This window comes from Paraburkholderia domus (assembly GCF_905220705.1).
Taxonomy (GTDB): Bacteria; Pseudomonadota; Gammaproteobacteria; order Burkholderiales; family Burkholderiaceae; genus Paraburkholderia; species Paraburkholderia domus.
Window position 1 is genome coordinate 1 of the sequence record NZ_CAJNAT010000041.1, and the last position, 25,871, is coordinate 25,871.

At 61.9% G+C, this 25,871-nt stretch carries 25 protein-coding genes and 1 tRNA gene; 21 read left to right on the forward strand and 5 right to left on the reverse strand.

Going from position 1 to position 25,871, the window contains the following annotated elements:
• The first annotated feature begins 169 nt into the window (after nucleotides 1-169).
• The 13 genes from KHO31_RS35565 to KHO31_RS35625 all read left to right on the forward strand — a co-directional run bounded on the left by KHO31_RS35565 (nucleotide 170) and on the right by KHO31_RS35625 (nucleotide 10,406).
• Complete coding sequence (locus KHO31_RS35565; protein ID WP_201083968.1) at nucleotides 170-619, forward strand: tetratricopeptide repeat protein; 450 nt, start codon at nucleotides 170-172, stop codon at nucleotides 617-619.
• Nucleotide 620: 1 nt separating this feature from the next.
• The gene (locus KHO31_RS35570; RefSeq protein ID WP_201083971.1) at nucleotides 621-944 is read left to right on the forward strand and encodes an acyl carrier protein; all 324 of its coding nucleotides are present in this window, start codon (nucleotides 621-623) and stop codon (nucleotides 942-944) included.
• Complete coding sequence (sctJ, locus tag KHO31_RS35575) at nucleotides 944-1,873, forward strand: type III secretion system inner membrane ring lipoprotein SctJ (RefSeq protein ID WP_201083980.1); 930 nt, start codon at nucleotides 944-946, stop codon at nucleotides 1,871-1,873. The genes KHO31_RS35570 and sctJ overlap by 1 nt, the downstream gene beginning before the upstream one ends.
• A complete protein-coding gene (locus tag KHO31_RS35580) occupies nucleotides 1,870-2,445 on the forward strand; it encodes a hypothetical protein (RefSeq protein ID WP_211625618.1) in 576 nt (191 codons plus the stop codon). Before sctJ ends, KHO31_RS35580 begins: the two co-directional genes overlap by 4 nt.
• Nucleotides 2,439-3,218: a flagellar biosynthesis protein gene (locus KHO31_RS35585; RefSeq protein WP_201083982.1), complete on the forward strand. Its 780-nt coding sequence runs from the start codon at nucleotides 2,439-2,441 to the stop codon at nucleotides 3,216-3,218. The genes KHO31_RS35580 and KHO31_RS35585 overlap by 7 nt, the downstream gene beginning before the upstream one ends.
• Nucleotides 3,215-4,186 carry a FliM/FliN family flagellar motor switch protein gene (locus KHO31_RS35590; RefSeq protein WP_201083987.1) on the forward strand — a complete coding sequence of 324 codons (972 nt, stop codon included), beginning with the start codon at nucleotides 3,215-3,217 and terminating at the stop codon, nucleotides 4,184-4,186. The genes KHO31_RS35585 and KHO31_RS35590 overlap by 4 nt, the downstream gene beginning before the upstream one ends.
• The gene (sctR, locus tag KHO31_RS35595) at nucleotides 4,183-4,827 is read left to right on the forward strand and encodes a type III secretion system export apparatus subunit SctR (protein WP_201083989.1); all 645 of its coding nucleotides are present in this window, start codon (nucleotides 4,183-4,185) and stop codon (nucleotides 4,825-4,827) included. Before KHO31_RS35590 ends, sctR begins: the two co-directional genes overlap by 4 nt.
• Nucleotides 4,824-5,099, forward strand: coding sequence for a type III secretion system export apparatus subunit SctS (sctS, locus tag KHO31_RS35600; RefSeq protein ID WP_201083990.1), 276 nt, complete (start codon nucleotides 4,824-4,826; stop codon nucleotides 5,097-5,099). Before sctR ends, sctS begins: the two co-directional genes overlap by 4 nt.
• A gap of 2 nt (nucleotides 5,100-5,101) precedes the next feature.
• Nucleotides 5,102-5,824 (forward strand): EscT/YscT/HrcT family type III secretion system export apparatus protein, encoded by a 723-nt coding sequence (locus KHO31_RS35605; protein WP_211625620.1) that lies wholly within the window; start codon nucleotides 5,102-5,104, stop codon nucleotides 5,822-5,824.
• Nucleotides 5,821-6,561, forward strand: coding sequence for an EscU/YscU/HrcU family type III secretion system export apparatus switch protein (locus KHO31_RS35610; protein ID WP_201083992.1), 741 nt, complete (start codon nucleotides 5,821-5,823; stop codon nucleotides 6,559-6,561). Before KHO31_RS35605 ends, KHO31_RS35610 begins: the two co-directional genes overlap by 4 nt.
• A 1-nt stretch (nucleotide 6,562) precedes the next feature.
• Nucleotides 6,563-8,641, forward strand: a complete 2,079-nt coding sequence (locus KHO31_RS35615; RefSeq protein ID WP_211625622.1) for a flagellar biosynthesis protein FlhA — start codon at nucleotides 6,563-6,565, stop codon at nucleotides 8,639-8,641.
• 11 nt (nucleotides 8,642-8,652) lie between these two features.
• Entirely contained in the window at nucleotides 8,653-9,978 is a 1,326-nt protein-coding gene (locus KHO31_RS35620; RefSeq protein ID WP_211625624.1) for a FliI/YscN family ATPase, read from the forward strand.
• Nucleotides 9,979-10,040: 62 nt separating this feature from the next.
• A complete protein-coding gene (locus tag KHO31_RS35625) occupies nucleotides 10,041-10,406 on the forward strand; it encodes a hypothetical protein (protein ID WP_236061782.1) in 366 nt (121 codons plus the stop codon).
• Nucleotides 10,407-10,481: 75 nt separating this feature from the next.
• On the opposite strand, the gene KHO31_RS35630 is transcribed toward KHO31_RS35625, so the two are convergent.
• Both KHO31_RS35630 and KHO31_RS35635 read right to left on the reverse strand, forming a co-directional pair.
• On the reverse strand, nucleotides 10,482-11,807 hold the full coding sequence (locus KHO31_RS35630) for a hypothetical protein (protein WP_211625626.1): 1,326 nt from the start codon (nucleotides 11,805-11,807) through the stop codon (nucleotides 10,482-10,484).
• A gap of 644 nt (nucleotides 11,808-12,451) precedes the next feature.
• Nucleotides 12,452-13,549, reverse strand: a complete 1,098-nt coding sequence (locus tag KHO31_RS35635; RefSeq protein ID WP_211625628.1) for a DUF1521 domain-containing protein — start codon at nucleotides 13,547-13,549, stop codon at nucleotides 12,452-12,454.
• A gap of 1,017 nt (nucleotides 13,550-14,566) precedes the next feature.
• Here KHO31_RS35635 and acs point away from each other — a divergent pair.
• The 4 genes from acs (at nucleotide 14,567) to KHO31_RS35655 (ending at nucleotide 19,240) form a co-directional block, all read left to right on the forward strand.
• Nucleotides 14,567-16,549: an acetate--CoA ligase gene (gene acs, locus KHO31_RS35640; RefSeq protein WP_201084001.1), complete on the forward strand. Its 1,983-nt coding sequence runs from the start codon at nucleotides 14,567-14,569 to the stop codon at nucleotides 16,547-16,549.
• A 148-nt stretch (nucleotides 16,550-16,697) separates the two neighbouring features.
• Nucleotides 16,698-17,066, forward strand: coding sequence for a DUF4212 domain-containing protein (locus tag KHO31_RS35645; protein WP_201083998.1), 369 nt, complete (start codon nucleotides 16,698-16,700; stop codon nucleotides 17,064-17,066).
• A gap of 4 nt (nucleotides 17,067-17,070) precedes the next feature.
• The gene (locus tag KHO31_RS35650; RefSeq protein WP_201083999.1) at nucleotides 17,071-19,089 is read left to right on the forward strand and encodes a sodium:solute symporter family protein; all 2,019 of its coding nucleotides are present in this window, start codon (nucleotides 17,071-17,073) and stop codon (nucleotides 19,087-19,089) included.
• 60 nt (nucleotides 19,090-19,149) lie between these two features.
• A tRNA-Ser gene (locus tag KHO31_RS35655) sits at nucleotides 19,150-19,240 on the forward strand.
• Between the two features lie 187 nt (nucleotides 19,241-19,427).
• Here KHO31_RS35655 and KHO31_RS35660 read toward each other — a convergent pair.
• Nucleotides 19,428-20,087 carry a hypothetical protein gene (locus KHO31_RS35660; RefSeq protein WP_201086155.1) on the reverse strand — a complete coding sequence of 220 codons (660 nt, stop codon included), beginning with the start codon at nucleotides 20,085-20,087 and terminating at the stop codon, nucleotides 19,428-19,430.
• Nucleotides 20,088-20,517: 430 nt separating this feature from the next.
• On the opposite strand from KHO31_RS35660, the gene KHO31_RS35665 reads away from it, so the two are divergent.
• The 4 genes from KHO31_RS35665 (at nucleotide 20,518) to KHO31_RS35680 (ending at nucleotide 22,865) form a co-directional block, all read left to right on the forward strand.
• Nucleotides 20,518-20,745, forward strand: a complete 228-nt coding sequence (locus KHO31_RS35665; RefSeq protein ID WP_201084201.1) for a hypothetical protein — start codon at nucleotides 20,518-20,520, stop codon at nucleotides 20,743-20,745.
• On the forward strand, nucleotides 20,738-20,968 hold the full coding sequence (locus tag KHO31_RS35670) for a hypothetical protein (protein ID WP_211625630.1): 231 nt from the start codon (nucleotides 20,738-20,740) through the stop codon (nucleotides 20,966-20,968). The genes KHO31_RS35665 and KHO31_RS35670 overlap by 8 nt, the downstream gene beginning before the upstream one ends.
• Nucleotides 20,969-22,015: 1,047 nt before the next feature.
• A complete protein-coding gene (locus tag KHO31_RS39630; RefSeq protein WP_236061799.1) occupies nucleotides 22,016-22,435 on the forward strand; it encodes a hypothetical protein in 420 nt (139 codons plus the stop codon).
• Nucleotides 22,425-22,865, forward strand: a complete 441-nt coding sequence (locus KHO31_RS35680) for a DUF4279 domain-containing protein (RefSeq protein ID WP_201084203.1) — start codon at nucleotides 22,425-22,427, stop codon at nucleotides 22,863-22,865. Before KHO31_RS39630 ends, KHO31_RS35680 begins: the two co-directional genes overlap by 11 nt.
• Nucleotides 22,866-23,133: 268 nt before the next feature.
• Here KHO31_RS35680 and KHO31_RS35685 read toward each other — a convergent pair whose 3' ends face one another.
• Both KHO31_RS35685 and KHO31_RS35690 read right to left on the reverse strand, forming a co-directional pair.
• On the reverse strand, nucleotides 23,134-24,741 hold the full coding sequence (locus KHO31_RS35685; RefSeq protein ID WP_201084199.1) for a methyl-accepting chemotaxis protein: 1,608 nt from the start codon (nucleotides 24,739-24,741) through the stop codon (nucleotides 23,134-23,136).
• Between the two features lie 225 nt (nucleotides 24,742-24,966).
• Nucleotides 24,967-25,638 carry a pyridoxamine 5'-phosphate oxidase family protein gene (locus KHO31_RS35690; RefSeq protein WP_201084198.1) on the reverse strand — a complete coding sequence of 224 codons (672 nt, stop codon included), beginning with the start codon at nucleotides 25,636-25,638 and terminating at the stop codon, nucleotides 24,967-24,969.
• Between the last annotated feature and the right edge of the window lie 233 nt (nucleotides 25,639-25,871).

The following is a 25,871-nucleotide window of genomic DNA, read 5'->3' on the forward strand; positions in this document are numbered from 1 at the left end:
AGGCATGCACCATTGCCGTGTCGGTCATTGCGGCGCTGCCGTTCACCGGTATACCGCATCTCCGTTTCTCCGCCAACGCCGAGCCCGACGCGGGATTGGAATGCTTCCAAGTAACGTTTTATTAACCAGGACGAAGACGCCCTCGCGGCGTTTTCGGGAGCCATTGCAGATGCAGGACGACACACTGGAACTGCTGATTTCGATCGGTCACTACGCTCGCGTTCATCGACGCTTCGACGAGGCGCACTACCTGTTCGACCGGCTGGCCTTGCTGTATCCGCAGCGGGCCTTTCCGTACCTCGGGCAGGGTCTTGTCGAACTCGATCGTGCGAATTACCGCGGCGCATCGCTGCTTTTCGGCCGGGCGCTCGACGTTGCGCCGGACAGCGCGCTGGCACGCGCCTGGCTCGGCGTGTGTCAGATTTTCGAGGGCCACTACGCGCTCGGCGCGCGCACGTTGATGGCCGTGACGGACGGCGATGAACCTGGTGCGATTTCGATGGCGGCGGCATTTCTGAATCTGCCCGAATGCGCACCTTATACCCGCGCCGCTCGTGCCGTTCCCGCTGCGGCTTCCATTTCAACCATAGAACGACTCACTAATCTAGGCGGGCATTGATATGTTGCAACCCCCGGTCACCCCCATGCCGACGCAAGCCGGCCCATTGTCCCCCGTGGCTCCGGCCGCGGGCCTGTCCGCTGACGGTTCGGGCGACGGCGCTTCGCTGGTCGAGCGTCTGATGGCGCATGCGCAGAACGTGCAGGATGCGTCGGCGCAGCAACTGTCGCAGCACCTCGATCAACTTGACTCTGGCCGCGTCTCGACGTCCGACATGCTGCGTCTCCAGGCCGACATGGGTGCCTTCGCGGTGAAGGTGCAGATGACGGTGCGCGTGGCCGACGAGATCGGCCGCGCAATCCAGACGCTGACGCAACGAAGCTAATGCGCCGCACTCTGATCCTGCTGCCGGTCCTGCTTTTCCTCGTCGGCTGCAGAACCTCGCTTTTTGAAGGCCTGGACGAGGACCAGGCGAACCGCATCGTCGCCGCGCTGAGCCATCACGGCATCAACGGCTACAAGGAGCGCAACGCGGACCGGACCTGGAACATCTCGGTCGACGACGCCGATGCGGTGGTCGCCACCGAATTGGCCAGCGCGTACGCACTGCCGCGCGGCGGCCACGCGAATCTCGGCGACCTGTTTAGCCGTCAGGGGTTGATCTCGAGTCCGGAGGAGGATCGCGTCCGCTACGTGTATGGGCTGTCGCAGGAACTGTCCGACACGCTCGAAAAGATGGACGGCGTACTGCTCGCCCGCGTGCACATCGTGCTGCCCGCAAAAGATCCGATGGATCCCGTGCAGGACACGCTGCCTTCGGCGTCCGTAATGATGCGCTACCGCAGCGACTACAACATCGAACTGATGCGCGACAAGATTCGCGCACTGGTGGCGGGCAGTGTAGAAGGCCTGACGCCCGCGCGCGTGTCGCTGACGTTGCTGCCGGTAACGCCGGTGCTGACCTTTCCGGGCACCTGCGCAGACGGTGCCGACGTCGCCAGCGCCGCGGGCGCGGTCGAAGCGACGGCCTGCGCGCACGACAGCGGCAAAGCGTCGATGCGCACCACGGCGATGTTGTGCGTGTTGGCCATGCTCGTGCTGCTGGCGGCCGGCTTCATGTGGTTGTGGCACTCGGAAACGCGCACGTGGTTCAAACGGAAGCCTCGCGGGCGTAGTGCCGGACTCCCTCTCGGAGACTTCGCGCAGTCCGTGCGGAAAGGGCAACGCGACGCCACTGACGCGAACACTGTCGACACTGCGGACGCCGGCACTCGTCCGTCGAAATCCACGACCCGCACCGGAGACGACACATGAAACGCGCCTATACCTGTGCACCCGCCAACTGGGCGCATCACAGCTGGCTTGACGCGAGGCAGCCGATTCGTCACGAGCGTGCCGCGCGTGCCGCTCATGCCTTGCTGTTCAGCCGTTACCCGCAACTCGTTCAGGTGGCGCTTGCCGACGTACCGCCAGTCCTGCCGCTCTGGCCGCGGCCGGCGTGCGCGCGCTTGTGCCGGATCGTTGCCGCACTCGCGTTCGCCCGTTCGTTGCGCCGCGTAGTCGCTGCCCGGGCTCGTGCTGCGCTGGCGGTCAGCGTCGCGCCGGGCTTGCTTGCTGCGATTCAACGGCACCCGCGCGCCGACGCGGCCGACCTGGAAGTCGAGCCGCCGCCGACGCTATCCAGCCGGCACGACATGACGGCGCTCGGACTCGCGTTGGCGATGCAGGCTGCGGCGGACTCCCGCAATGCATTCTGGTGGAGCCTGCGCCTGCCGCGCGAGATATCGGAGGCCGCGACGCACTATCGCGTGCACGGCTTGTCGGCGCTCGACGCGCGGGAACTGGTTGCCGACGCGCGGCGTTTGATGAAGGGGCACTCATGCTGATCTGTCGAATGGGCGTGTGGCGAATCGAATCCGACGGTCATTTGAGCGCGCTCGAACTGGCGTCGCTCGAAGGCCTTCGCGCAGTCGAAGCCGAGCGTGTGGCCGAAGCGGCACAAGAGCGCGCGCGCCTCGCCATGCAGGTGCGTGGGCTCAAACGTCGTGCGTGGCGTCGTGGTTACTCAGCGGGCAAGGCCGCCGCGTTGCGTGAACACGTCGGCCGTGCGGCTGCCGCGGCTTTTGCTGCGCATCGCTTACAGGACCGGTTGACGCAGATCGTGCTGAGCGCGGTGAGCGACATTGTCGGCGGACTGCCGCCGTCGGCCACGTTGACCAATCAGTTGCGCCGCGCGGTCGCCGTGTCGCAGTCGCAACGACTTGTGTCTGTGCGTGTTGCCACGCCGGTGTTCAAGGACGCCACGCAACTGATCGCAGCGATCGAGCAGGAACTCGGCACGCCGCTTTGCACGGTTCTGGCCGATGCGGGCTTGCCTGCGCATTCGTGCGTCATCGAAACCGAGGCTGGCGTGATCGACGGTGGCCTGAAAATGCAACTGCGGGCGCTGGAGCGCGGCATCCGGGACGGCGTGGCGCAAGTGTTGCGCACCTACGACCTGGCTGACGGGTCGGGGCGTACGGCGCTCGACAACATCGAGCGTGGTGTGCGGCTGACGCTGGCCGTGCTGGCCACGCCACAGGCGCCCCTGCCGCCGCTGCCCACGTCGCCGACTCCGGGTCGCGTCGTTCAACGCCAGTTCGTGCGGGAGGCCGCATGAGTCTCTGGCCGGATCTGGAAACCCTCGCGAGGTCCGACGCCGAGCGCCACAACCTGGCGATCCGGCACTTCGGCCGGCCACGGGCAGTCCGTGTCGGCACACGCCGCTTCACGCTGGAGTTCGAGCCGTGCCGCGCGCGCTATCCATTGCTGGTGTCCGGCACGGCGGCGCAAGCGCCGTTTAGCGCCGCGTGCGATGCCGGCGCGCTGCTGCCGGAGCTGACGCCGTCCGTGATCGCCGAGCGCGGCGACACGGCCCTGATGCACGTCGCTGACGCGCTGAGCGACTGGCTGTGCGCACTGGAAGGGCTGTTCGGCTTCACGATCGACGTCACCGCCGTCGCTTTCGATGCAGTCACGCAGCCTGGTGCGTACGGCATCGCCGTCACGCACGCGGCGAGCGGCCGCGCTGCACATTTCTCGTTTTGCAGCCCCGCGGTCGATGCCTGGCTGCAACGGCGCATGCCGGCGCCGCTCTCCAGCGAGGCGCTGCTGCGCCGCCTGTACGTGAGCATGCCGATCTGTATGCCCGGCCCGTCAATGTCGCTGCCGCGTTTGCGCAAGATCGCGGTGGGCGACGCGCTGTTGATCGACCGTCATTCGTGTTACCTGCGCGTGCCGTTGCGGTTGGGCGCGTGCCGGATTTTGTTGAAATTCACTGAGGAGCACACCTTGATAGACCATGTCCTGAATGATGAAACCCCGCCCGCTGAAGTGACCAGTGAGCTGTTGCCTATCGATGCCCTGACGTTCGCGTTCGACGCGGTGCTCGGCACGCTATCGTTGTCAGTCGCTGAACTGGCCCATCTGCGGCAGGGATCGATCGTTGCGTTCCGGCTGCCCGCGAGCGAGCGCAAGGTCACGCTGCTGTGCCAGGGCATTCCCTTTGCGCGTGGCGAGCTGATCGAAATCGAGGGTTCGTTAGGCGTGCGCGTGACCCGGCTAACCCATGAGGATCTGCCGGCATGACCGCTCAACTCGATCAGCTGCAGACTGTCGGCGTGTTCTTCATGCTTGGTCTGCTACCGCTTGCGGTTGTGATGACGACTTCGTTCACGAAGTTCAGCATCGTGTTGACACTGCTGCGCTCGGCGCTCGGCGTGCAGCAGGCGCCGAGCAACCTGGTGATTTCGGGGATCGCGCTCGCGGCGACGCTGGTCGTGATGTCGCCGACTGCCGCGAAGATTGAAGCCGCGCTGCCGGTGGGCGAGAACGGCGAAGTTGCGATGCCGCGTCCCGCCGAACTGTGGCAGGCGGTGCGCGGTCCGCTTGGCGAATTCATGCTGAAGCATTCGCGGGCCGACGAGCGGAAGTTTCTCGTCGGCGCCGCGATGCGGATCGATCCCGAGCACGACGTTCGCGAGACCGATTTCCAGTTGCTGATTCCCGCGTTTCTGATCAGCGAAATATCGAGCGGGTTCGAGGCGGGCTTTCTGCTCTACATCGCTTTTCTGGTGGTGGATCTGGTCGTCGCCAACGTGCTGACCGCCATGGGCATGATGATGCTGTCGCCAAGCACGGTATCGATCCCATTGAAGCTCTTTATCTTCGTGTCGGTGTCAGGTATTTCCAAGCTGATGCACGGCCTTATCGTCGGCTATGCCAAATGAACAGTGTCCCGTCTCTTGCCACGTTGTCCAGCGATGCGCTCATGCTGGTGTTCTGGTTGTCGCTGCCGGCTCTGGCCGTGGCGACTGTCATCGGTTTGCTGATCGGACTGTTGCAGTCTGTCACGCAGATACAGGATCAGAGCCTGCCTTACGGTGCAAAGATTATCTGCGTCGGTGCAGTGCTGATCGTTACCGCGCCGTGGGCGAGCCGCGAGCTCACGCGCTTTCTCACCCATGTGTTTACCTTTATCGCGGCGGGGCGCCCGCATTGAACATGAACTACACCGGCTATCTCGAGGGTTTTGCGTTCTGTGCGATCAGACCCGCAGTGGCGCTGTTCCTGGTGCCGTTTGGTCAGAGCGGTTCACTCGGCATCCTGCTACGGCTGCCGATGTTGCTTGCGCTGGCCATGCTGCCTCAACAGATCGGCTGGCCGGCGCCACTGCTGCCGGCGATCTGCGTCGAAGCGGCGACGGGTGCCGCGCTCGGCCTGCTGCTCGGCACGATCTTTCATGCGGCGGCTGCGGCGGGCGCGATACTCGACCAGCAGGGTGGCTACTCCAGCGCGTCGATTTACGATCCGCACTTCCAGCACGAAGCGGCGCTATTCGAAACGATGTTTTTGCAGTTTGCCGCATTGACGCTCTTTACGGGGCCAGGCCTGCCGCTTCTGTTTGGCTTCTTCACGGATGCGTGGGTGTTATGGCCACCGGGCCGTTTGCACGTCGATCTGAGCGAGGTGTTCCGCAACCTTGCGCTGCGCGACCTGGCCGGCTCGCTGACCGAAGGCGTACGGCTCGCCAGTCCGTTGCTCGGTCTCGCGCTGCTGATCGATATCGCCTTCGGGTTGATGTCGCGGCACGCGAGGCGGCTCAATCCGTTTGCCACCGCGCGCACCGTCAAGGCATTGATCCTGTCGTTTGCCGCGATGCTGAGCGTACCGCCGCTCTTTGCCCTGTTGCGCATTGCATTCGATCAAGTGATCCATCTGCGATGAGTAACAAGACTGAAGCCCCAACCCCCAAGCGGATCCGCCGCGCGCGCCAGGACGGCGAGATCGCGAAGAGCACGCACCTGACGGTCGCGTTCAGCGGTCTGTGCTGGTGGCTGTATCTATTCATCGAGGCCCCGCGGCTATATGCGCTGGGCACGAGGCTGATGCTGCATATGACGACACTCGACGCCACGCTTGCGTTCGGCGACCGGCTTGCGTCGACGCTCGGCGCGCTGAGCGCGTTCATGCCGGCAGTACTGACCGCGCTTGGCGTCGGCGCGCTTGCAGTTCTGGTGCCGGAATTGGTGCAGACGCGCGGACTGCTCGCGTGGAAACGCGTGACACCCGACGTGAAGCGTCTGAACCCGGTCAACGGGCTCAAGCAGATGTTCAGCTTGCGCCTCGTGTGGGACATCGTACTCACGCTGCTGCAGTTCGCGATCCTGCTATTTCTGTTCGCGCAGGCGCTCGCCGCATGGTTGCGGCAGCTCGCGCCCATCTGGGTTTTTTCGTTGCCGGTTCACCTCGGCTATACGGCGATCTCGCACTCGCATCTGCTTGCCTGGATGGCGGCATCGCAAATCGTGCCCGGCGCCGCCGACTATTTCATCCAGCGCTTTCTGTGGCTGCGCGGTTTGCGCATGGACAAGAGCGAAATCAAACGGGAATTCCGCGACGACGAAGGCGACCCCTACGTAAAGAACCGTCGCCGCACGCTTCATCGGGAGCTTGGTCAATAAAATGTCGAACCGTTCCATTCTCAGCCGTTACGATCTATCGGCCTTTTTTGCGCGTCACGCCGACCTCGCCGTCGGCATCGGCATCCTCGCGGTGCTTGCGCTGCTGATTGTGCCTGTGCCGCCGTTCGTGCTCGACCTGTTCATTTGCGCAAGTTTTGCCGCCAGCCTGACGATGTTGAGCGCCACGCTCTACGTATCGAAGGCCGCGGAACTCGCGAGTTTTCCGTCGCTATTGCTGATCACCACACTGCTGCGCCTTGCGCTGGCGATCGCGTCGACCAAGATGATCCTGCTGCATGCGCACGCCGGCCAGATCATCGGTGCATTCGGCGAACTGGTGGTGGGCGGCAACGTCGCGGTCGGACTGGTGGTGTTCATCGTGCTCGCGGCGATCCAGTTCATCGTGGTCGCGAAGGGTGCCGACCGGGTGGCCGAAGTGGCCGCGCGCTTCACGCTGGACGGCATTCCGGGCCGCCAGATGAGCATCGACGCCGACATGCGCAACGGCGTGATCACGGCCGCTCAGGCAAGCCGGATGCGCGCGGCGCTCGAACGTGAGACGTACTTCTATGGCTCGCTCGACGGCGCGATGAAATTCGTCAAGGGCGACGCGGTGGCGGGGCTCGTCGTCGCGCTGGTGAATATCGTGGGCGGGCTGGCGGTCGGTATCGCGCAGCGCGGCATGTCGTTCGGCGACGCGCTGCACACCTATACGATTCTCACGGTCGGCGATGGTCTGGTGTCGCAGATTCCGTCGCTGATCGTGTCGGTGGCGGCGGGCATCCTGGTTACCCGCGTGGCTTCGGCCGATAGTGCGGATACGCATCTGGGCGCGGACATTTACCGGCAACTGGCGCTGCATCCGAAAGCGCTCGCGATGGCCGGCGTTGCATCGCTCTCGTTGGCGGCGATTCCCGGTTTTCCGCACATTCAGTTTCTGGTTGCCGGCGGACTGCTGCTTGCACTGGCGATTACGCTGATACGCAACGCCGCACTCGCGACGAACTCGCAGCGCGCGCTGATGCCGGAGATGACACGCGACGGTGGCAACTACGTGCCGCGCATTCTCGACGATGTCGAACTGGGCACCAGTGCGACGTTGCGGCTGCGGCTCGGCCTGAAGGCCTTCGATGCGTTGCGACCCGAGGCGCTGAACCGCCAACTCGGCCAGTTGCGCCGCCACCTGATGGTTGAACTGGGCGTGCCGTTTCCCGGCCTCGCGTTGCTGCGCGACGCGCGGCTCGAATCGGAGCGCTACATCGTCGATATCGAGGATGTACCGTTTGCGAGTGGCACGCTGGTTGCCGCCCACACGCTGGTGAGCGGCGCCGAGAGCCTGATCGCGTTCGAAGGTGTCGAGGGCTACCGGCCTCGCGCGGCGAAATCGGTCTGGCTGCCGGCCGCGAGGGCGGCGTCGATCAACGATCCGGGGATTCACAAGGCGACTGTGGACGAGGCCTTGTGCGATCACCTCGCCGAAATCTGCGAACGTTCGGCGGCCGATTTTCTCGGCACGCAGGAGACGCGCTTCCTGCTCGATCAACTGGCGATCGAGTTTCGCGAGCTGGTCGCGCAGGCGGGGCAGGCCGCGAGCACGGTGCAACTTGCCAGCGTGCTGCGGCAACTGCTGGAACAGCGTGTGCCGATTCGCAATCTGCGCGCGATTCTCGAAGCGGTCGTGCGCGTGCCGGCGGGTGAGCGCACGATTGATCGGATGGTGCGGGAAGCGCGCATCCAGCTTGGACGGCAGCTGACGCGCGCTTATGCCGACCTTGAGACATGGACGATCGCGGCGGCCGTGCTGGACCCGGCATGGGAGGCCAATCTCGAAGCGCAGATCAGAAGCGGTGTCGACGGCGAGCCGCAGTGCGTGCTGTCCGCTGAACAACTCACGCAAGTGCAGCAGATTCTTGCCGCTGACCTGTCCGGGATCCGTCTGGTCGTCACGCATGCTGTACTGCGCCCGCACCTTGCGCGTGTGTTCAGCGACTTCGGCTGGCGTGTCGAGGTGCTGGCGATCGAAGAGATTCCACTCGACGTCTACCGTATCCAGACTGTCGCGACGCTTGGTGCGGCATGAGCGGGACCATCATGCGATCGTCCGGAAATAGCGTACCGGTACTGACCTCTGCACCGGCGCTGCGCGGGCGCGTGGTCGAAGCGCGTGGTGTGGTTGCGCGGGTGGTGGGAGTATCGTTGCGCATCGGCGAGAAGGTGCGGCTGGTGCGCCCGGATACGTTCGAGGCGCAATACGGCGAAGTGGTCGGCTTTGCGCACGATGGCGCGCTCGTCATGCCGCTCGCCGGTTTGGCGGGCCTCTCCGACATCACCGAGGTGCAAGGCTGCGGCTCGGCGTGGGGCACGTTCGACGCGGCGGGACTGCTCGGACGGGTGGTTGACGGTCTCGGCAACCCGCTCGACGGCGGTCCCGCGCCGCAGCCGCTCGCGACTGGCGCGACGGTGCAGGTCGATGCGGGGGCGACGCTCAATCCGCTCGAACGCCCGGTCATCGCCACGCCGTTTGCCACCGGCGTGCGCGCGATCGACGGCCTGCTCACCTGTGGCGTCGGCCAGCGCACAGGCATCTTCGCACCGGCGGGCGCGGGCAAGAGCACGATCATGGGCATGATCGCGAACGGCGCCTCGACCGATGCGGTCGTGGTGGCGCTGATCGGCGAACGGGGCCGCGAGGTGGCCGAATTCATTCACGACCATCTTGAACACCGGCGTGCGTCGACGATCGTGATTGCCGCGACGTCCGACCGTCCCGCCGCGGAGCGGATCAAGGCGGCGGAACTCGCGGCCAAAGTCGCGGCGGGCTTGCGCGCGACTGGACGCAATGTGCTGTTGCTGTTCGATTCGCTGACGCGCTATGCGCGGGCGTTGCGCGAGCTCGGCCTGGCGGTCGGCGAGCCGCCGTTGCGCGGCGGCTTTCCGCCGAGCGTGTTCGCGCAGTTGCCACGGCTGATCGAAGCGGCCGGCGTGACGGCGCAGGGCAGCATCACCGCTTTCTATACCGTGCTCGCCGACGAGGCCGATCTGTCCGATCCCGTCGCGGAAGAGGCGCGCTCGCTGCTGGACGGGCACATCCAGCTGTCGCCGAAACTGGGGGCGGCCGGGCATTATCCGGCGATCGACATTTTGCGCAGCCGCAGCCGCCTGATGAATCGCGTCGCGGATGCCGCGCAGCGTGCCGACGCCAACCGCGTGCGCGACTGGCTGGCGCGGTATGAGGAGGTTGAGATGCTGCTGCAGATCGGTGAATACGAACGGGGTAACGACGCCGGGACGGATCGGGCGATCGACGTGCGCCCGGACATTCAGCGCTTTCTGTGCCAGCCGTACGACCGGTGCAGTTCGTGGGCCGAAACGCGCGCGCTCTTGCACGGTTTGTGCGCTGGCGAGCCCCCGGTGTGATGCGCAGCGCGGCGCAGGAGGTGGATCTTTGGCGGCTGCTCACGAGGGTGCGTGGTTTGCGGGTGCGCCGCAGGCTCCGCGCGCTGGCCGACGCGCGCCGGCGTGAGCGGCGCGCGGCCGCTGCGGTGGCAGCACAGGCCGCCGCGCTGGAACGGCACGCAGCCGAGCGGCAGCGCGTGCTTGCGTTCTGCCGACGCGATCAGAGGGCCGGCGGACAGTGGCATGCGACGCTCCGTGCGCACGACGCACAGACGCCCGTGCTGCAGCGGCAACTGAGCGACGCGCAGCATGCGCACGCGCTGGCGAGCCAGGAAGCGGGAGAAGCGCTGCGGGACTGGAATGTCGAGCGGGTCCGGCATGACGACGCGAGGCAGCGTTGGGGGGCGGCTCTCGCACGCGTGGCGCATGATGGCCGCGAGCGTGGCTAGTGCCGCCGCGCAGAGCAGAGCAGGGCGAGCGGCGGTGGAGGGACGTCCCTCCACCGCCCGTACGGTTAATACCGGTTAGGCATGCGGATCAAACTGCATGAACATTTGCGTCGCGCGGCGCAGGTCGGCCGATTGATTGCGACCGAAGTGGTAGTTCTCCAAATCGAACTGCGCCATGGCAGCCGGCGCCGCAATGCCGTTCAGGACCATGCCGAGCGCTGCGGCAGAGCGGTCTCTCATCGATAGATTGGGGTCCGCGACATCGCGGGCAAAAGTCCAGACTTCGCGTGCTGACGCAGCGGCGTGGGCCAGTTCCCCGGCATCCACCTGGCGCACACTGTTGATGATCGAGTCCGCGGACTGGTCCGACAGATTGATACCGAGGCGCTGCAGCAGATTGTTGACGATGTTGACGGAGCCGGGATACGAGCCCGGCTCATTGCCGGTTGGCGATTTCTGCACCTCCGTGTTGAGGCGGTCCCGATTGCTCAGATTGCTGCCGCCGGCCGCAGTATCGCCGGGGTTCCCGCCTTTGAGCCCGACGTCGTTGTGGACTTGCCAGTTGCCTTGCTCGTCGAGTCGGACGGGATATTGAACCTTCGACCCGTCGTCGGGACTATATGCGCGCCACGTGCCATTGGCCTTGTCGTATTGGACGGCCCAGTTTTTGTCGGCTGCCTGGATATAGGCCTGGCCTTTATCGTCCCGGAAAATGCCGGGGCTGTTCCGGTCCGCCTGCAGGTTCCCGCTCGGTTTTGCGGCATATTGCGCGGGCACGTCGAAGTGCGCCTCGCTCGTGGACGGGGTGTTCGTCCCGCGTTTGCCTTCTTTGGGCGCAGTGGCTTGCGGTTCCGCTGTCGTCGGTCGAATGGTTTCGGATGTACGGGACGCCCCGTTACTCACTACGGGCAGAGTCTTCGAAGGCGCGGGCTGCTCGCCTGGCTTCGTCATCGAAGGCGCTTCGGATGCGGGGGTTCCCGGAGCCTTGCCGCCTGATCGAGGTGATACGGATTCGCTCGCATCTGGCTGAGCGTTCGGAGCCGACGGCACCACCGGACTGCCGTCCGGATTTTTCTGGCCGGCGACCCCGCGTGTGATACCCAATGCATCGCCGACGACGGGCAACTTTTCCAGTGTGTTATCGACCTTCTTTCCGGCTTCCTCGCCGCTATGCGACCCGTCCTTCTTCGACATATCCACGATCTTGCCAATGGTTTGTCCCGGATGCGTCGCGCCGTCTGTGACGCCGCGCTTAAAGACATCCCACTGCGTCTCACCTTGTTGATTGCCGGGGTGCGGGTTCGGCGCCGGAAAATATCCGACATACTGGTGTTCACCGTCGGGACCCAGCTTCCATTCGGTTCCGACATTGAACCCGGGCGGGGGCAGCCCGTTCTGCACCGGGACGGGCCCCGCGCTACCCGAGTCGCTCTGTTGCGTGTTGCCGGCACCCGATGTGTCGTACACCGCAGGCTGTACTGGTGCTTGAGTACTCTGGGTACTTTGAACACCGCTTTGTTCCATTGCGACAGGGGCAGTAACGTTCTGACGGCTACTGGATGAATCGACTTGCATTTTTCGATCTCTGCTGAAGTTAAATGTTGAAATCGGCTTTGCCGAACACATCTCCAGAGGAGAGGTGCAAGTCAATTTGAACGCTTATGCTGCTTTGCAGGGTCGTATTTATCGCCATGTATTCTTTTTATGCATGCGGCCGAAAGTCACGGCCGTATCGCAGAGGTTTTATTCTGCAGTCAATCAGGATTGCAAACGAATGAAAGACATCCGTACGGCGCACAGTTGTGATGATCGCTGCGTCGGGCTCGATCGCAGCACTTGAATGGTTGAATGGTTTGCCTGGCGATTTTTGCTGCGACCACGTCCGGATGGCCAAGCTTTGCCGCTGCATGAGAGTGCGGGCGCTTGGCCGGGGAAAGGGGTATTCATGAGGTGGTTGGATGCCGCGTTGCTCATTCGGCGATCGTGCGTGCGGCATCCGTCGGGGGCAATGACTGATGCGGTTGCCCCCGTATCGTGAGGTTCGCTTACGTGTTGGCCTTCGTGATGTCGTCAGCCGTCAGCGCCTTACCGGTGGCCGGATTGATCCAGCCACTGCCGTCGCGGGCGGCCTGGACGGTGTAGCCGTCCGGCGCGGCGGCGTCGAGCGCACGGCCATTGCTGCTCTTCTGTACGTTGAGGCCCGCCTTGTTCTGCTCGCTCAGTCCCGTGACCTGGTAGGCCTGATTGCCGTGGGTGATCGTCACCTGGTCTGCGAACGAGACATTCTTGTTGTTCGCGGCCGCCTGGGTGCCGACGGTGACTTTGGTGTTGTCAGGCAGCATGAACGTCATCGGGCCGTTGAACATCGCAGTCGACGAGTTGGCGGCGTTGGCGTGCTGGGTGAGATGGGGATCGCCCCAGATCTTCGTTGTATCGCCGGATTTCGTGTTGGTCATGACCATCGACGAATCGGCCTTGTTGAAGTCGAGTTTGTAGTTGCCCAGATCGACACTCGCCTTGTTGTCGCAAACCGCGGTGTTGCTCCACTGCGTCTGGTCGCTTCTGCCGGAGTCCTTGCAGCCGCGGTCGTTGCGCGATGGCGTGCGGTTGTCGTTGCAGCGTTCACCCTCCGTTGGCTTGCCGCGCGAGTTGTCGTTGCAGCGGTTGCCACCCGCTGAATTGCCGCGCGAGTTGTCGTTGCAGCGATTGCCACCCGCTGAATTGCCGCGCGAGTTGTCGTTGCAGCGGTTGCTACCCGCTGAATTGCCGCGCGAGTTGTCGTTGCAGTGGTTGCTACCCGTTGAACTGGTTGGGGCACCATGATTGTCATTGCGACCGCCGCTTGCAGGTTGCTGGTTCGCGGCCTGACCGCGATTGCTGATGCTTCCCTGTGCGATGAATGTGCTGCTTTGGCCGTTTCCCGTCGTTTGGCTGAAGACGGAGAACGAGGCCTTGGAGAAACCGCTCAGCATATTCGACAACTGGCCGGACGAGTTGCGGCCGGAATTGAAGCCGCTGTTGGAGCCGGAGTTGATGAAGCTCGCGGCATTCGATAGTTGGGACAGTGCTCCGCCGCTGAGATGAGTGTTGATGTTGCCTTGGAGCGAGAGCAAAGGATTGTTGATTTGCATTGCTGCTTGCATGTCGATATTCCTGTATGTGATAAGCAAAAAAATCGGCGTGGATCTAAACAGCCGGAACCGCGTCGCCGACCGTATGGGATTGGTTCCGCGTATGAAATAGTAGAGAGGTGCTAGGACGATTGGCCTTACTTATGTATAGCGTTACACGTCGTCCGGCGAATTGATTGATTCGTTTAACTATGTATTTCAAAACCGAGTGTCGTCGACGAGAAAGTCGTGAGGGGCGGCGCCCATCGAAATCGCGTTCAGGTCACGCGTTGGACGGTCCCGGCTGGTTTGGATCGCCATGCGTCGGTGGCGGTGGCTGGTCAGGGTTAGGCGGCGTTGGCTTGACCGGTGGTGACCGGGTCGGCTGGAGCGGTGCATAGACCGGTGTCGTTCCTGGCGGATTGACCAGTTCCTGTTCACCCGTGTAGATGTTTTTCGCATAGGTGGGCGCTTCGATCGGCACCTCGGTTAGACGCAAACCGATACGGGGAGTTGTAGCCCCGTCTTGAGACGTCGCTGTGGCGATTTCGTCGACTCTGAATACGGTGTTGGGTCGAAATAGCCATTCGTGCTCGCTGGGGGCCAACGTAGTGACGCGATGAAGGCTTGAAGATTCATTAGCAACCGGCGCGCAACGGCATCCAATTGCGGGTAAACACCAATCGTCAGCTAACCATCTAACGCTGACTCCGGTATAACCCTGGTGTCGATCGTGCGCGCGGTCGACCCAAACGCAGATCGCATGAGTGCTGCCCATGACAGTGCCGGACCGTATCAGCTAACATGACAATCCCGAATGCCTCGGCAAACGACGCGCAGCGGCCACCGGATGTAAGTGCCGGGTAAGTTGCGGCATCTATCTTGGCAACATGTCGACACCCGGTCGTGCGCATGGTGCCGTGCGGCACCGGCGACCTCGTCGTCGAGCAGTTGAGGGATACGCGCCGCATCGTTGTGCGCGAGATTACATGGCGCGCCACTTGCGCGCCTGCACAGGTTTTACGTTTCATCTTCACCAAGGGGTTGTCGATGTCTGCGATTGAATCGGTTCTTCAGGAACGCCGTGTTTTCCCGCCCTCCGCTGAAGCAGCGGCGGGTGCGACGATCTCCGGTATGGACGCGTACCGGGCGCTTGCCGCCGAAGCGGAGCGCGATTACGAAGGTTTCTGGGGGCGCCTCGCTCGCGAGACGCTAAGCTGGAATAAGCCCTTCAGCAAGGTGCTCGACGAATCGAAGGCGCCTTTCTACACGTGGTTCGAAGACGGCCAGCTGAACGCGTCGTATAACAGCCTCGACCGTCATGTCGAAGCCGGCAATGGCGAGCGCGTCGCGATCATTTTTGAAGCCGACGACGGTACCGTCACCAACGTCACCTATAACGATCTGCTGCAGCGCGTGTCGCGCTTTGCGAACGCGCTGAAAAAACGCGGCGTGAAGAAGGGCGATCGCGTCGTGATCTATATGCCGATGTCGATCGAAGGCATCGTCGCGATGCAGGCGTGCGCGCGGATCGGCGCAACCCATTCGGTGGTGTTCGGCGGCTTCTCGTCGAAGTCGCTGAATGAGCGCCTGGTCGACGTGGGCGCTGTAGCCCTCGTGACCTCGGACGAACAGATGCGCGGCGGTAAAGCATTGCCGCTGAAAAACATCGCCGACGAAGCCATCGCAATGGGCGGCTGCGACGCGGTGAAGAGCGTGATCGTCTACAAGCGCACCGGCGGCAAGATCGCATGGAACGAAAGCCGCGATCTGTGGATGCACGAACTCACGCAGACCGAATCGGATCAATGCGCGCCGGAGTGGGTCGGCGCCGAGCATCCGCTTTTCATCCTCTATACATCGGGTTCGACGGGCAAGCCGAAGGGCGTGCAGCACAGCACCGGCGGCTATCTGCTATGGGCCGCGCAAACCATGAAGTGGACTTTCGACTGGAAGCCCACGGATGTGTTCTGGTGTACCGCCGATATCGGCTGGATCACCGGCCACAGCTACATCACGTATGGTCCGTTGACGCTCGGTGGCACCCAGGTGGTGTTCGAAGGCGTGCCGACCTATCCGAACGCCGGCCGCTTCTGGGACATGATCGGCAAGCACAAGGTCACGCTGTTCTATACCGCACCGACGGCGATCCGTTCACTGATCAAGTACGCCGAAGCGGATGAGAAAGTGCATCCGAAGAGCTACGATCTGTCGACGCTGCGCATCATCGGCACGGTTGGCGAGCCGATCAATCCGGAAGCGTGGGTGTGGTATCACGAGAACGTCGGCGGCGGCCGTTGCCCGATCGTCGATACGTGGTGGCAAACCGAAACCGGCGGGCACATGATCACGCCGCTGCCGGGCGCCACGCCGCTGGTGCCGGGTTCATGCACACTGCCGCTGCCGGGCATCATGGCGGCCGTGGTCGACGAAACCGGCCAGGACGTGCCGAACGGGCAGGGCGGCATCCTGGTCGTGAAGCGTCCGTGGCCGTCGATGCTGCGTAACGTGTGGGGCGATCCGGAGCGTTACAAGAAGAGCTATTTTCCCGAAGAACTCGGCGGCATGCTGTACCTTGCCGGCGATGGCGCGGTGCGCGACAAGGAAACCGGCTACTTCACGATCATGGGCCGCATCGACGACGTGCTCAACGTGTCGGGGCACCGCCTCGGCACCATGGAGATCGAGTCGGCGCTGGTGTCGAACCCGCTCGTCGCTGAGGCAGCCGTGGTCGGACGTCCTGACGATACGACCGGCGAGGCCGTGTGCGCATTCGTGGTGCTCAAACGCGCACGTCCTGAAGGCGAAGAAGCGGTGAAACTCGCCAACGAACTGCGCAATTGGGTCGCCAAGGAGATCGGTCCGATCGCCAAGCCGAAGGACATCCGCTTCGGTGAAAACCTGCCGAAGACGCGTTCGGGCAAGATCATGCGCCGCCTGTTGCGCTCGCTTGCAAAGGGCGAGGAAATCACCCAGGACGTGTCCACGCTGGAGAACCCGGCGATTCTCGATCAGCTCGGCGAGTCGCTCTGAGTTTGGCTTCGCCTGAGGTTTCGGCAAGGGCATGTCGGACGATGCGCCCTTGACCGGACCCAGATATAGGCCGCTTAGCTTCGGCTATTAAAGCCACCGCGCGGACAATCCCGATTGCCTGCCCGGTGGCTTTTTGATACATAGGCGCATGGCCGCGCCGCACCACACCTCTCACGCTACGCTCAATCCCGCGCCCGAACCCCCTGCGGTCTCGGCAGCGATGGCGCGCGCACATCAGCAGTACTGGCGCTTCAATCTTGCTTTGATCGCGACGTTGATGACGGTGGGCTTTGCGGTGTCGTTCGTTTTGCCGTTGGCGGCGCCGGCGTTGGAGCAGGTGCGCTTCATCGGCTTCAGCTTGCCGTTCTACTTCGGCGCACAAGGGGCGATTCTGATCTATGTTGCGTTGATCGTCGTTTATATCGTGCTGATGCAGCGCGCTGACCGCCGTCTGCAACGCGCTTTCGATGCCGATGCCAGTGCCGATTCCGGCGCACCCCCTGTGCACGGAAGCTGAGCCAATGAAGCTCACGAACCGGCTGATCCGCTCGTACACCCTCTATACGCTCGGCTTCCTGCTATTCATCTATGTGATGTGGCGCATCGAGCGCACCACCGGCCCGGGTGTGTGGATCGGCTATGTGTTCCTGTTCGTACCGATCGCGGTGTATGCCGTGATCGGGTTGCTGTCGCGCACGTCTGACCTGGTCGAATATTACGTGGCCGGGCGGCGCGTGCCGTCCTTCTTCAACGGCATGGCGACTGCGGCCGACTGGTTGTCCGCCGCATCGTTCATCGGCCTCGCCGGGTCGATCTATGCGACTGGATACGACGGTCTTGCGTATCTGATGGGCTGGACCGGCGGCTATTGCCTCGTCGCATTCCTGCTCGCGCCGTACGTGCGCAAGCTCGCGCGCTACACGATTCCCGACTTTCTAGGCACACGCTTTTCGAGCAATGCCGTACGTGGACTCGCTGCGTTAGCGGCGATCCTGTGCTCGTTCGTTTATCTGGTCGCGCAGATTCAGGGCGTCGGCTTGATTGCGACGCGGTTTATCGGTGTGGATTTCGCGGTCGGCATTTTCTGCGGACTGGCGGGCATTCTCGTGTGCTCGTTTCTAGGCGGCATGCGTGCCGTGACGTGGACCCAGGTCGCGCAATACATCATCCTGATCGCGGCGATTCTGATTCCCGTGTCGATGATCGCGCACAAGGATGGCCTCGGCTGGGTGCCGCAGTTCAACTACGGGCGCTTGATGGAGCGGGTCGAAGGCCTGGAGAAGCAGGTGCGTGAGGCGCCGCTTGAGCAGACCGTCCGCGACGACTACCGGCGGCGTGCCACGCTGATGCAGATGCGGCTCGATACGTTGCCGCAATCGTTCGTTGATGAGAAGCTGCGCCTCACGCAGGAAGTCGCGGATTTGCGCCGCCACAATGGCCCGCTGCGTGACATCAAGGAACGCGAGCGGGCGCTTGAACAATTTCCGCGCGATGCCGCCGCCGCGCAAATCGTCTGGACCCAGCGCCGCGACGAGATGCTGATGCGCGCGGCAGCGCCGGTGCCGATGCACGAGCCGTTTCCCGTCACGAGCGAAGAAGACCGGCGCACCCATGAGCGCAATTTCCTGTCGCTGCTGCTGTGCCTGTCGCTTGGCACCGCGAGCCTGCCGCACATCCTGACGCGCTACAACACGACGACTTCGGTGGCGTCCGCACGACGCTCGGTCGGCTGGACGCTGTTCTTCGTCGCGCTGTTCTATCTGACGGTGCCGGTGCTGGCGGTGCTGATCAAGTACGAGATATTGACCAACCTGGTCGGCCATCATTTTGCGGATTTGCCGCAGTGGCTCATGCAGTGGCGCAAGGTCGAACCGAGTCTGATCAGTCTTGCTGACACGAACGGCGACGGTATCGTGCGCTGGAGCGAGATTCAGATGCAGCCGGATATGGTCGTGCTCGCCGCGCCCGAGATCGCGGGGCTGCCGTATGTGATGTCCGGGCTGATCGCGGCGGGCGCGCTGGCCGCGGCGCTTTCGACTGCGGATGGTTTGCTGTTGACGATCGCCAATGCGTTATCGCACGACGTCTACTATCACATGGTCGATCCGACGGCTTCGAGCCAGCGGCGCGTGACGATCTCGAAGATTCTGCTGCTTGGGGTGGCGTTGTTCGCGTCGTATGTGGCGTCGCTGAATACGGGGAATATTCTGTTTCTGGTGGGCGCGGCGTTTTCGCTGGCGGCTTCGAGCCTGTTTCCGGTGCTGGTGCTGGGCGTGTTCTGGAAGCGCACGACCCGGCTTGGGGCGGTGGCGGGCATGGTGGCGGGGCTGGTGGTGTGCATTTACTACATCGTGTCGACGTATCCGTTTTTTACGCAGATGACGGGCTTCGCGGGCGCCCGGTGGTTCGGGATCGAGCCGATCAGCTCCGGCGTGTTCGGCGTGCCGGCGGGGTTTCTGGTGGCGATCGGGGTGAGCCTGGTGGACCGGAAACCGGATGCTTATACGAGAGCATTGGTGGACTACATCCGGCATCCTTAGGCGGGTTTGCGCATGGGTGTGGCGCAGGGCGCGAAGTTTGCTATAATTCGGCTCCCCGCCGGAGAGATGGATGAGCGGTTTAAGTCGCACGCCTGGAAAGCGTGTATAGGTTAATAACCTATCCGGGGTTCGAATCCCCGTCTCTCCGCCAAGAATGAATAAAAAACCCCCGTAAGTTAAAGCGCTTACGGGGTTTTTGTTTTTTCTGGCCCATCAAATAGCCGATCATCGGGTTGAATTCCGCAGCGCATTTTTGCTAATGCTGTTGTCTCCCTCGCGTCAGACGCGGGTGGGGTCGCCAGAAGATGGTGGGGAGTAGGTTTCGCACGTTAACGCTATCAAACACCGTCGCGGCGCGATAAGTGAGTAAGCCTGTTCGTCGCGAATTCGCACTCGGCAAGAGTGGCCTGGACAAGCTTTAACGCTTCGTCTGCCCAATCCGACCAAATTTGTACCGCATCGCTTTGTAGGGTGTCTGAGTCGCCACCGGTCGGAAAGTCGTTAATAAACGAGGCGACGTTTCGATCCGTCATTTCGATTAATGCGACCGCGCGCGCGAGAAGAACTGCGCAATTGTTCGGCAGCGTGCACAGCGCAGCTAGCTCACTTGTTGGAATCGGCAATTCGGGGCGGCGCGCCAAGTCTCCCAGCTTATCGAACCAGGGAATGATGTTGGGCCATTCCGACTTGAACCTTGCGTAGCGCCTAAGCTCGCTTGTCAGCAACTTTAGCGCGTCACGGGTTGCCGTCAGTTGAGGGATGAGTCTTGCTGCTACTAGCTGCGCCCGTTGGTTCGCGTCTTCCCAGCGTACCTGCTCCTGCCGCACGCCGATCGCTAAGGCTATCGCGGCTGCGGCAACAGTGCCAACTGCGGTAAAGATATCCCAAAAATCCTTTGTGCTACCCAGTCTGCGGTTGAACATGAAGATAAGCAGTGCAATTCCCAAGATAGCCGCAGTAGTCCATCCCACTCGCTTGAGTTCACGCCATTGACTCATCGGTTAACTATCAAAATTGGACCGCACGATCCTAGCACTCATGCAGCCGGCAATATCTTGATTTAATCCTGCAGCGGTTATCGATCGCTCCTACGACTTCGCGAACTTTACGGCCTTGCATACGGACTTTGGATTGATGCCGTACGCCGCATCACGTGCTTGCACGGATCGGCTGCGCCCAGTATGCTTGGCACGTCGCTGAAACAAAAGTGACGCGGGATTGGCGTCCCGGAATGCAAAAGGCGGACAACCGCCAACTGGCGGTTTTTTTGCGTCCGCACACCTTGCGCCTTTTATGGTCGGGCCTTGGTGGGGGAGCGCTTGCGCTCGCCGGTTTCCTTTTGCGCCGGTACGCCAACCCTGCCTTGCGCCCGGCCACCCCGATTGGCGTCGGGGCCGGGTCATTAAACCCGCAAAAGGAAGCCGCACCATGCGTCATATCCCCGTTCGTCCCGAGCAAACACAATCCCCCGTCTCATCCGAAACTATTGCCGTTCTGCGTACCGCCAAGGTGGTCGCTCAGGATCGCCTTGCAGATGCGCTTCGCAACCTGTCCAGGGCGCAATCGAAATTCCAGCAGACAAAGAGGACCGAGCGCGCTGCCGTACTCACTTACATCGAAGCGTATAACAACGCAACGGAGGGGCGTCATGACTGATATTTCATGCGCTTCTCCGCAACGGCATGCTGCGACGCCTGACACCGCTGTTATCCGCATTGATCAATTGCACGCGCTGGCGGGGCTGTTGAGTCTGGAAGAAGTCGCGGAGCAGTTCTCCGATCTCCCGACCGTTGCCCAGGTTTCCATTTTTGGTCTGTTCGAGGATGCGCTTGCCGACATTCGCGCAGCATTGACGCAAACGGTGATTGCGTGTGAGTGATCTGCGGTGCGGGTTTCGAGACCTTGGGCGGCTGGCGTGAACCTTCCGCCCAATAGCGGACGGCGGATACCTGTCACGGCACACGGTCCGACAAATTGACAGCCGGGAGAGTGCGGCATGGAAACCGACCCCGCAAGGGTCGGTTTTTTGTTGCGAAAGACCGGCGATCGTCCACACGAACAGCGGTAGCTTGCGAAGGTCATCGAGACAACGCACTAAAAGCGCACGGCGGTGATAGCGCGTGCCCCTTCGTTTGATTCTTTGATAATTAATCAAAATCGACTGCCACAAATCGCGCCAGAGGTGAAGCGACGCAAACCGCCGCAGGTATAAATTTGCGAGGCTGGCGCAGATTAACCACTTCTTAAAGCCGTGCTCACACGGTTGACAATCTTCCGCCCAGAAAAAGACAGCGCACATCCCAAAAACATCGGACCCCGGCAATCTGCTACGTTTACATCGCCGCGAATAAAGCGCCTGGGCAAGGTGTTGACCACCGGGCGGGCCTGGAGTCTCCTGTCACAACAAGTAAAGCAGGTTTGTCTATGTCGCAATGGAATACGCTTTCGGTCCCGCTGGAGAACGGTTGGCAATGTACGCTGGTTCCCGGCAGCGACTACCGTACCCCATCAGGTAATTGGCTGATCTTCGGGAAGAGCGATGAGCAAGAACAGGTCGAGCAGGACAGGCGAGATTTCGACTCCCATTTCCGGCCACGTTCTGACGTGCGTACTGTGAGCGGAGGGACCGAACTACACGAGATTCAGTCATTCCTGCGCGATACGCTGAATGTGGTCCACTGGAACCTGCCTACCGACAACGCGAGTGTCGAACGCATGCTTCGGGAAGCGGTAGCGGAAGGTCGACTGGTGCCTGTCTTGAACCACGGGTACGGGTATTCGTGCCGGGTATCCCGCCCTACGCCAGCGCCGTTACGCTGGCGATCGTCCGGGGGCGGCGGAATGGTAAGGGCTGCCTCATACGGCTCAAGCTGGGCGAGTTCAAGCTCAGCGTTGTTCAACGGCGAGCCGATCCTTTCCGGTCCGTATGACCCGGCCACTCAGGCGGCTCGGCGCTGCGCGTGGCGCGATTGCCAGAAGTGACAGCGGCGGTGATCTGCTTGGCGTGGTTGATGCCGTGGCCGGTGCCGCGTTCGGCATTAACTCCGGCGCGGATGACGCCGACGATAGCGGCTATACGTCTGCACCGCTCGGCGATGCGAAGCCTTTCGAGTACACCGAAGACACGGCAAGCGCAGACACTCTGGAACTGGCCGCTTCTACTAACAGCCCTAAGTTCGCTGCAAAGATGCTTGGATACGATTACAAAACGTTCGGAACGATGTTGCACAAGTTCAAGAATGCCAACGGGCTTGGACCGGCTGACAACAGCATCTTTCACGATAATGGCGATGTGGAATTCAATGGGCGGATCTTTGAGGGCAGTATTCACGACTATGCACCATGAACAATCTTCAGCACCGGACGCAGACGCCGGAGCATATGCGTCTTTCCTGATAACTGGGGACACGGTATCGCCAGAATTCTGGACTGGATATTTTCAGGTATCGCCCGATTTAACGATTGTTAAAGGGCGGTCGTTTACACTGCCGTCAGGCAAGGCCAGCAAGGCCTTGGGGAAAACCGGTCTATGGGGCGTCAGCAGTGAGCTTGCTGTGCAAAGCAACTTGCTGGCCCCGCATTTACGATACCTTGTAAATCGCCTTGGGTTGCCCCGTGAGAATCTTCGGGAGGTCTTGCAACAGGCTGGCGCGAAAGTGCGATTCTCCTGTTTCTGGTTTAACCCATCGGGCGACCGCGTGCCCGATGTACCCGCCAATATTCGCGCCATGATGGAGTCCTTGGACGGCACAATCGAGATTGACGAATATCGGTAGCCTGTTGTCCGCTTGCGCTTCAACGAAAAAGCCGACTTTCGCGGATCGGCCTCACTGGTCTTTCCAGCCCGGTGCAGGTGTCTACTTGCCAGTCCGGATCGGATATTCAGCCTCATTTTCGAGCCAAGCCGCCAAGTCGTCAGGATGCAGTTGGTCGGCGCACACACGCAGGGCAAGCACTACCCGCGTAAGGCCATAGCCGTCGATCTGATCGGCTCGACGCAGCGTTTCTGCCACGCCAAGCGACCACTTTCGCCGGTCCCGCGCGCTAGACAATCTCGCCATGCATGGCGGCGTCCGCTTCCGGCGTATCGCCGATTCTGAAGACCGCCACTGAATCGCGCAGGCCGCTTGCCCGGCTCGCCATGGATCGCGCTGCGGTGGCGACCTGCTCGACGAGTGCCGCATTCTGCTGGGTGACCTTGTCCATTTCGGCAACGGCGTGGTTGACCTGCTCGATGCCCGTCGTTTGCGTGGTCGATGCATGCGCGATTTTGCCCATGATGCCGGTGAGCTTATGCACGGATTGCATGACCCGGTCAATGGTCGAGCCTGCCTCGGCAACGAGGTGAGCGCCGGCTACGACGTGCCCGGCCGACTGCTCGATCAACGCCTTGATTTCTTTGGCCGCTCCCGCGCTACGCTGCGCCAGCGTGCGCACCTCGCTCGCAACCACCGCAAATCCGCGTCCTTGGTTACCAGCGCGGGCCGCTTCGACGGCGGCGTTCAGCGCAAGGATGTTCGTCTGGAACGCGATGCTTTCGATCACGCTGATGATCTGCCCGACTTTCGACGAACTCGTGGAGATGTCCTGCATGGTCGTGACGACGCGCTCGACCACATGGCCACCCTGGACTGCGGTATCGGACGCCATGTTCGCAATCGCGCTAGCTTGCATGGCGTCCTCGCTGTTCTGTCTGACAGTGGAGGTCAATTCCGCCATGCTGGCAGCCGTCTGCTGTAGCGAAGCGGCTTGCTGCTCGGTACGTTGCGAGAGATCGGCGTTGCCCTCGGCCGTCTCGACAGCACGTACTGCGATCGATTCTGCTGAAGTCTTGATTTGCGTGACGATGGATGTCAATTGCACGCGCATCGTTTCGAGCGAGGCCATCAGGCTATGTGCATCGCCTTTGTTCAGTTTGACTGTCACCGCAAGATTGCCGGCGGCGATCTCCCGTGCCATGCGCTGCGCCTCGGCGGGTTCCGCGCCAAGCTGCCTGAGTATGCCGCGCGTAATCAGAAACGCCGCCGTCAAGCCGATCAGCAGCGCGATTGCCACCGAGGCGGCGGTGATCACCTGCAAGGTCGCGTAGGTGGACGTGGCGCCGTTCGCTGCGGCCCGACTGCGGGCTTCTTCCAGCGTAAGCAGTTCGTCGAGCGTGGACAGCCAGGCGACCTGTTTCGGACGCAATTCGCTCACGAGGACCTTCACTGCCGCGTCCTGATCAGTCGACAGCGCCCAACTCCGCGCTTCCTTTTCGACGAGCGGTAAGGTTGCGGCTTCTTCCTGCCTCAGCATGGCGAATAGCCGGCGTTCGTCGTCAGTCGTCAGCGAGGACGCGTTGAACAGGCGCCCAAGCGCTTGATAATTCTTTGTATAAGCCGCTTCCTGCGCTGCGATGGACGCTTGCTCGCTCGCGACATCTTTCTCGTCCGTCAGCAACGCCATGTTACGGATCGCAATGGCGATGCCGCTGACGGCGCCCCGCAGGTTCGTGGCAAGTGCCGTCTCAGCGTCGTGGACCTCGACGATGTCGTCGAGTTTGCCGCGGATGCTGGCCACTCCGGTCATCCCCATGGCGGAAATGGCTGTGAGCAATATGAGTACTGTGCCGAAACCAAGTGCCAGTCGTGCAGAGACGTTAATTTGAGCCATGGCGTTTTTTTTGGTCGATAGGCCGCGCGTCGATTGACGTATTTATATACGCGCGCTGGCCGGTTTATTGTTTGCCGGGCAATGCTAGGGCACTTTCCGTAGCGGAAGTAACTGTTTTTTTTAGATTTGCAGTGCGAAAATTCTGGCGATGCGGGTTTCGCCTGGTGCGATCAGTATTGTCAGAAAACAAACTTTCCTCGTGGTTCTGATCGTGATTGAGACTTGCTATTTTTTTGAATTCGGACTGGCGGCATGCCATCTTCGAACGTATTCAGGCGGCTCAGTCGTTTCCGCTTCCGCGATTGGCGCAAGTGGCGCCAATGTCATGGGTAACACGCCTGCCCAAACCGCTAAGCCGAGATCATCGTCGTCGTCGCTCGGACCACCTGTGCGGACCTTGGCGGCCGCTTCTGTCAGAGAGATACGCAGCACCGTTGTTGCGGCGAGTTCTTTCGCGTTTCCCGCACGCACCTCTCGGGAGCGGCCGGGTGCGATGCTCTCAAGGAAGGTTTCCAGCGCTGCCGCCTTGCCTTCACCAGACACCAACTCGAAGACTCCATAGACCACGGTAGAACGATAGTTCATCGAATGATTGAACGCCGAGCGAGCCAGCACAAGGCCATCGAGGTGCGTGACCGTCACGCACACTTGCGCGCCACTGGCCGCCAACTTAAGCATGCGACTACCATTGGATCCGTGGACGTAGAGATGCTCGCCTTCCCGCCAGCAGGCGGTGGGAATGCAGTGCACACCATTATCGTCTGCGAACGCGATATGACAGACGTACGCCTCATCCAGGATGGCGTAAAGCACGGCCTGATCATATTGCGCGCGCTGGGCTTCCCGACGGATCTGAGTGCGAGGAGAGGGGGCACCCTTTTTATCAAATGTGTTCATACCTGTTCCGGCAATAGTGAGAGCAAGTTCCATCGTAGGGAAATCTCGAGATCATCTGTAGATCCAGGGAAGGTCTCGTTTTTGGGGCCACGAGGAATTGCCGTGTGGTGTTCTGCCGCGCTGTCTTGAGGCAACTGTCTTTGTGCAAATGAAGCGGAGCGATGAGAGAAAGTGTGCAGGCGTTTGTCGCCGTTGCCGATCGCGGCAGCGTAAAAGCAAAATAAATAAACTTG

Excerpts from the sequence above, each read along its gene's own strand:
- KHO31_RS35565 (WP_201083968.1), top strand. The coding sequence starts at position 170 with ATGCAGGACGACACACTGGAACTGCTGATTTCGATCGGTCACTACGCT.
- KHO31_RS35570 (WP_201083971.1), top strand. The coding sequence starts at position 621 with ATGTTGCAACCCCCGGTCACCCCCATGCCGACGCAAGCCGGCCCATTG.
- sctJ (WP_201083980.1), top strand. The coding sequence starts at position 944 with ATGCGCCGCACTCTGATCCTGCTGCCGGTCCTGCTTTTCCTCGTCGGC.
- KHO31_RS35580 (WP_211625618.1), top strand. The coding sequence starts at position 1,870 with ATGAAACGCGCCTATACCTGTGCACCCGCCAACTGGGCGCATCACAGC.
- KHO31_RS35585 (WP_201083982.1), top strand. The coding sequence starts at position 2,439 with ATGCTGATCTGTCGAATGGGCGTGTGGCGAATCGAATCCGACGGTCAT.
- KHO31_RS35590 (WP_201083987.1), top strand. The coding sequence starts at position 3,215 with ATGAGTCTCTGGCCGGATCTGGAAACCCTCGCGAGGTCCGACGCCGAG.
- sctR (WP_201083989.1), top strand. The coding sequence starts at position 4,183 with ATGACCGCTCAACTCGATCAGCTGCAGACTGTCGGCGTGTTCTTCATG.
- sctS (WP_201083990.1), top strand. The coding sequence starts at position 4,824 with ATGAACAGTGTCCCGTCTCTTGCCACGTTGTCCAGCGATGCGCTCATG.
- KHO31_RS35605 (WP_211625620.1), top strand. The coding sequence starts at position 5,102 with ATGAACTACACCGGCTATCTCGAGGGTTTTGCGTTCTGTGCGATCAGA.
- KHO31_RS35610 (WP_201083992.1), top strand. The coding sequence starts at position 5,821 with ATGAGTAACAAGACTGAAGCCCCAACCCCCAAGCGGATCCGCCGCGCG.
- KHO31_RS35615 (WP_211625622.1), top strand. The coding sequence starts at position 6,563 with ATGTCGAACCGTTCCATTCTCAGCCGTTACGATCTATCGGCCTTTTTT.
- KHO31_RS35620 (WP_211625624.1), top strand. The coding sequence starts at position 8,653 with ATGCGATCGTCCGGAAATAGCGTACCGGTACTGACCTCTGCACCGGCG.
- KHO31_RS35635 (WP_211625628.1), bottom strand. The coding sequence starts at position 13,549 with ATGCAAGCAGCAATGCAAATCAACAATCCTTTGCTCTCGCTCCAAGGC.
- acs (WP_201084001.1), top strand. The coding sequence starts at position 14,567 with ATGTCTGCGATTGAATCGGTTCTTCAGGAACGCCGTGTTTTCCCGCCC.
- KHO31_RS35645 (WP_201083998.1), top strand. The coding sequence starts at position 16,698 with ATGGCCGCGCCGCACCACACCTCTCACGCTACGCTCAATCCCGCGCCC.
- KHO31_RS35650 (WP_201083999.1), top strand. The coding sequence starts at position 17,071 with ATGAAGCTCACGAACCGGCTGATCCGCTCGTACACCCTCTATACGCTC.
- KHO31_RS35660 (WP_201086155.1), bottom strand. The coding sequence starts at position 20,087 with ATGAGTCAATGGCGTGAACTCAAGCGAGTGGGATGGACTACTGCGGCT.
- KHO31_RS35665 (WP_201084201.1), top strand. The coding sequence starts at position 20,518 with ATGCGTCATATCCCCGTTCGTCCCGAGCAAACACAATCCCCCGTCTCA.
- KHO31_RS35670 (WP_211625630.1), top strand. The coding sequence starts at position 20,738 with ATGACTGATATTTCATGCGCTTCTCCGCAACGGCATGCTGCGACGCCT.
- KHO31_RS39630 (WP_236061799.1), top strand. The coding sequence starts at position 22,016 with ATGACCCGGCCACTCAGGCGGCTCGGCGCTGCGCGTGGCGCGATTGCC.
- KHO31_RS35680 (WP_201084203.1), top strand. The coding sequence starts at position 22,425 with ATGCACCATGAACAATCTTCAGCACCGGACGCAGACGCCGGAGCATAT.
- KHO31_RS35685 (WP_201084199.1), bottom strand. The coding sequence starts at position 24,741 with ATGGCTCAAATTAACGTCTCTGCACGACTGGCACTTGGTTTCGGCACA.
- KHO31_RS35690 (WP_201084198.1), bottom strand. The coding sequence starts at position 25,638 with ATGAACACATTTGATAAAAAGGGTGCCCCCTCTCCTCGCACTCAGATC.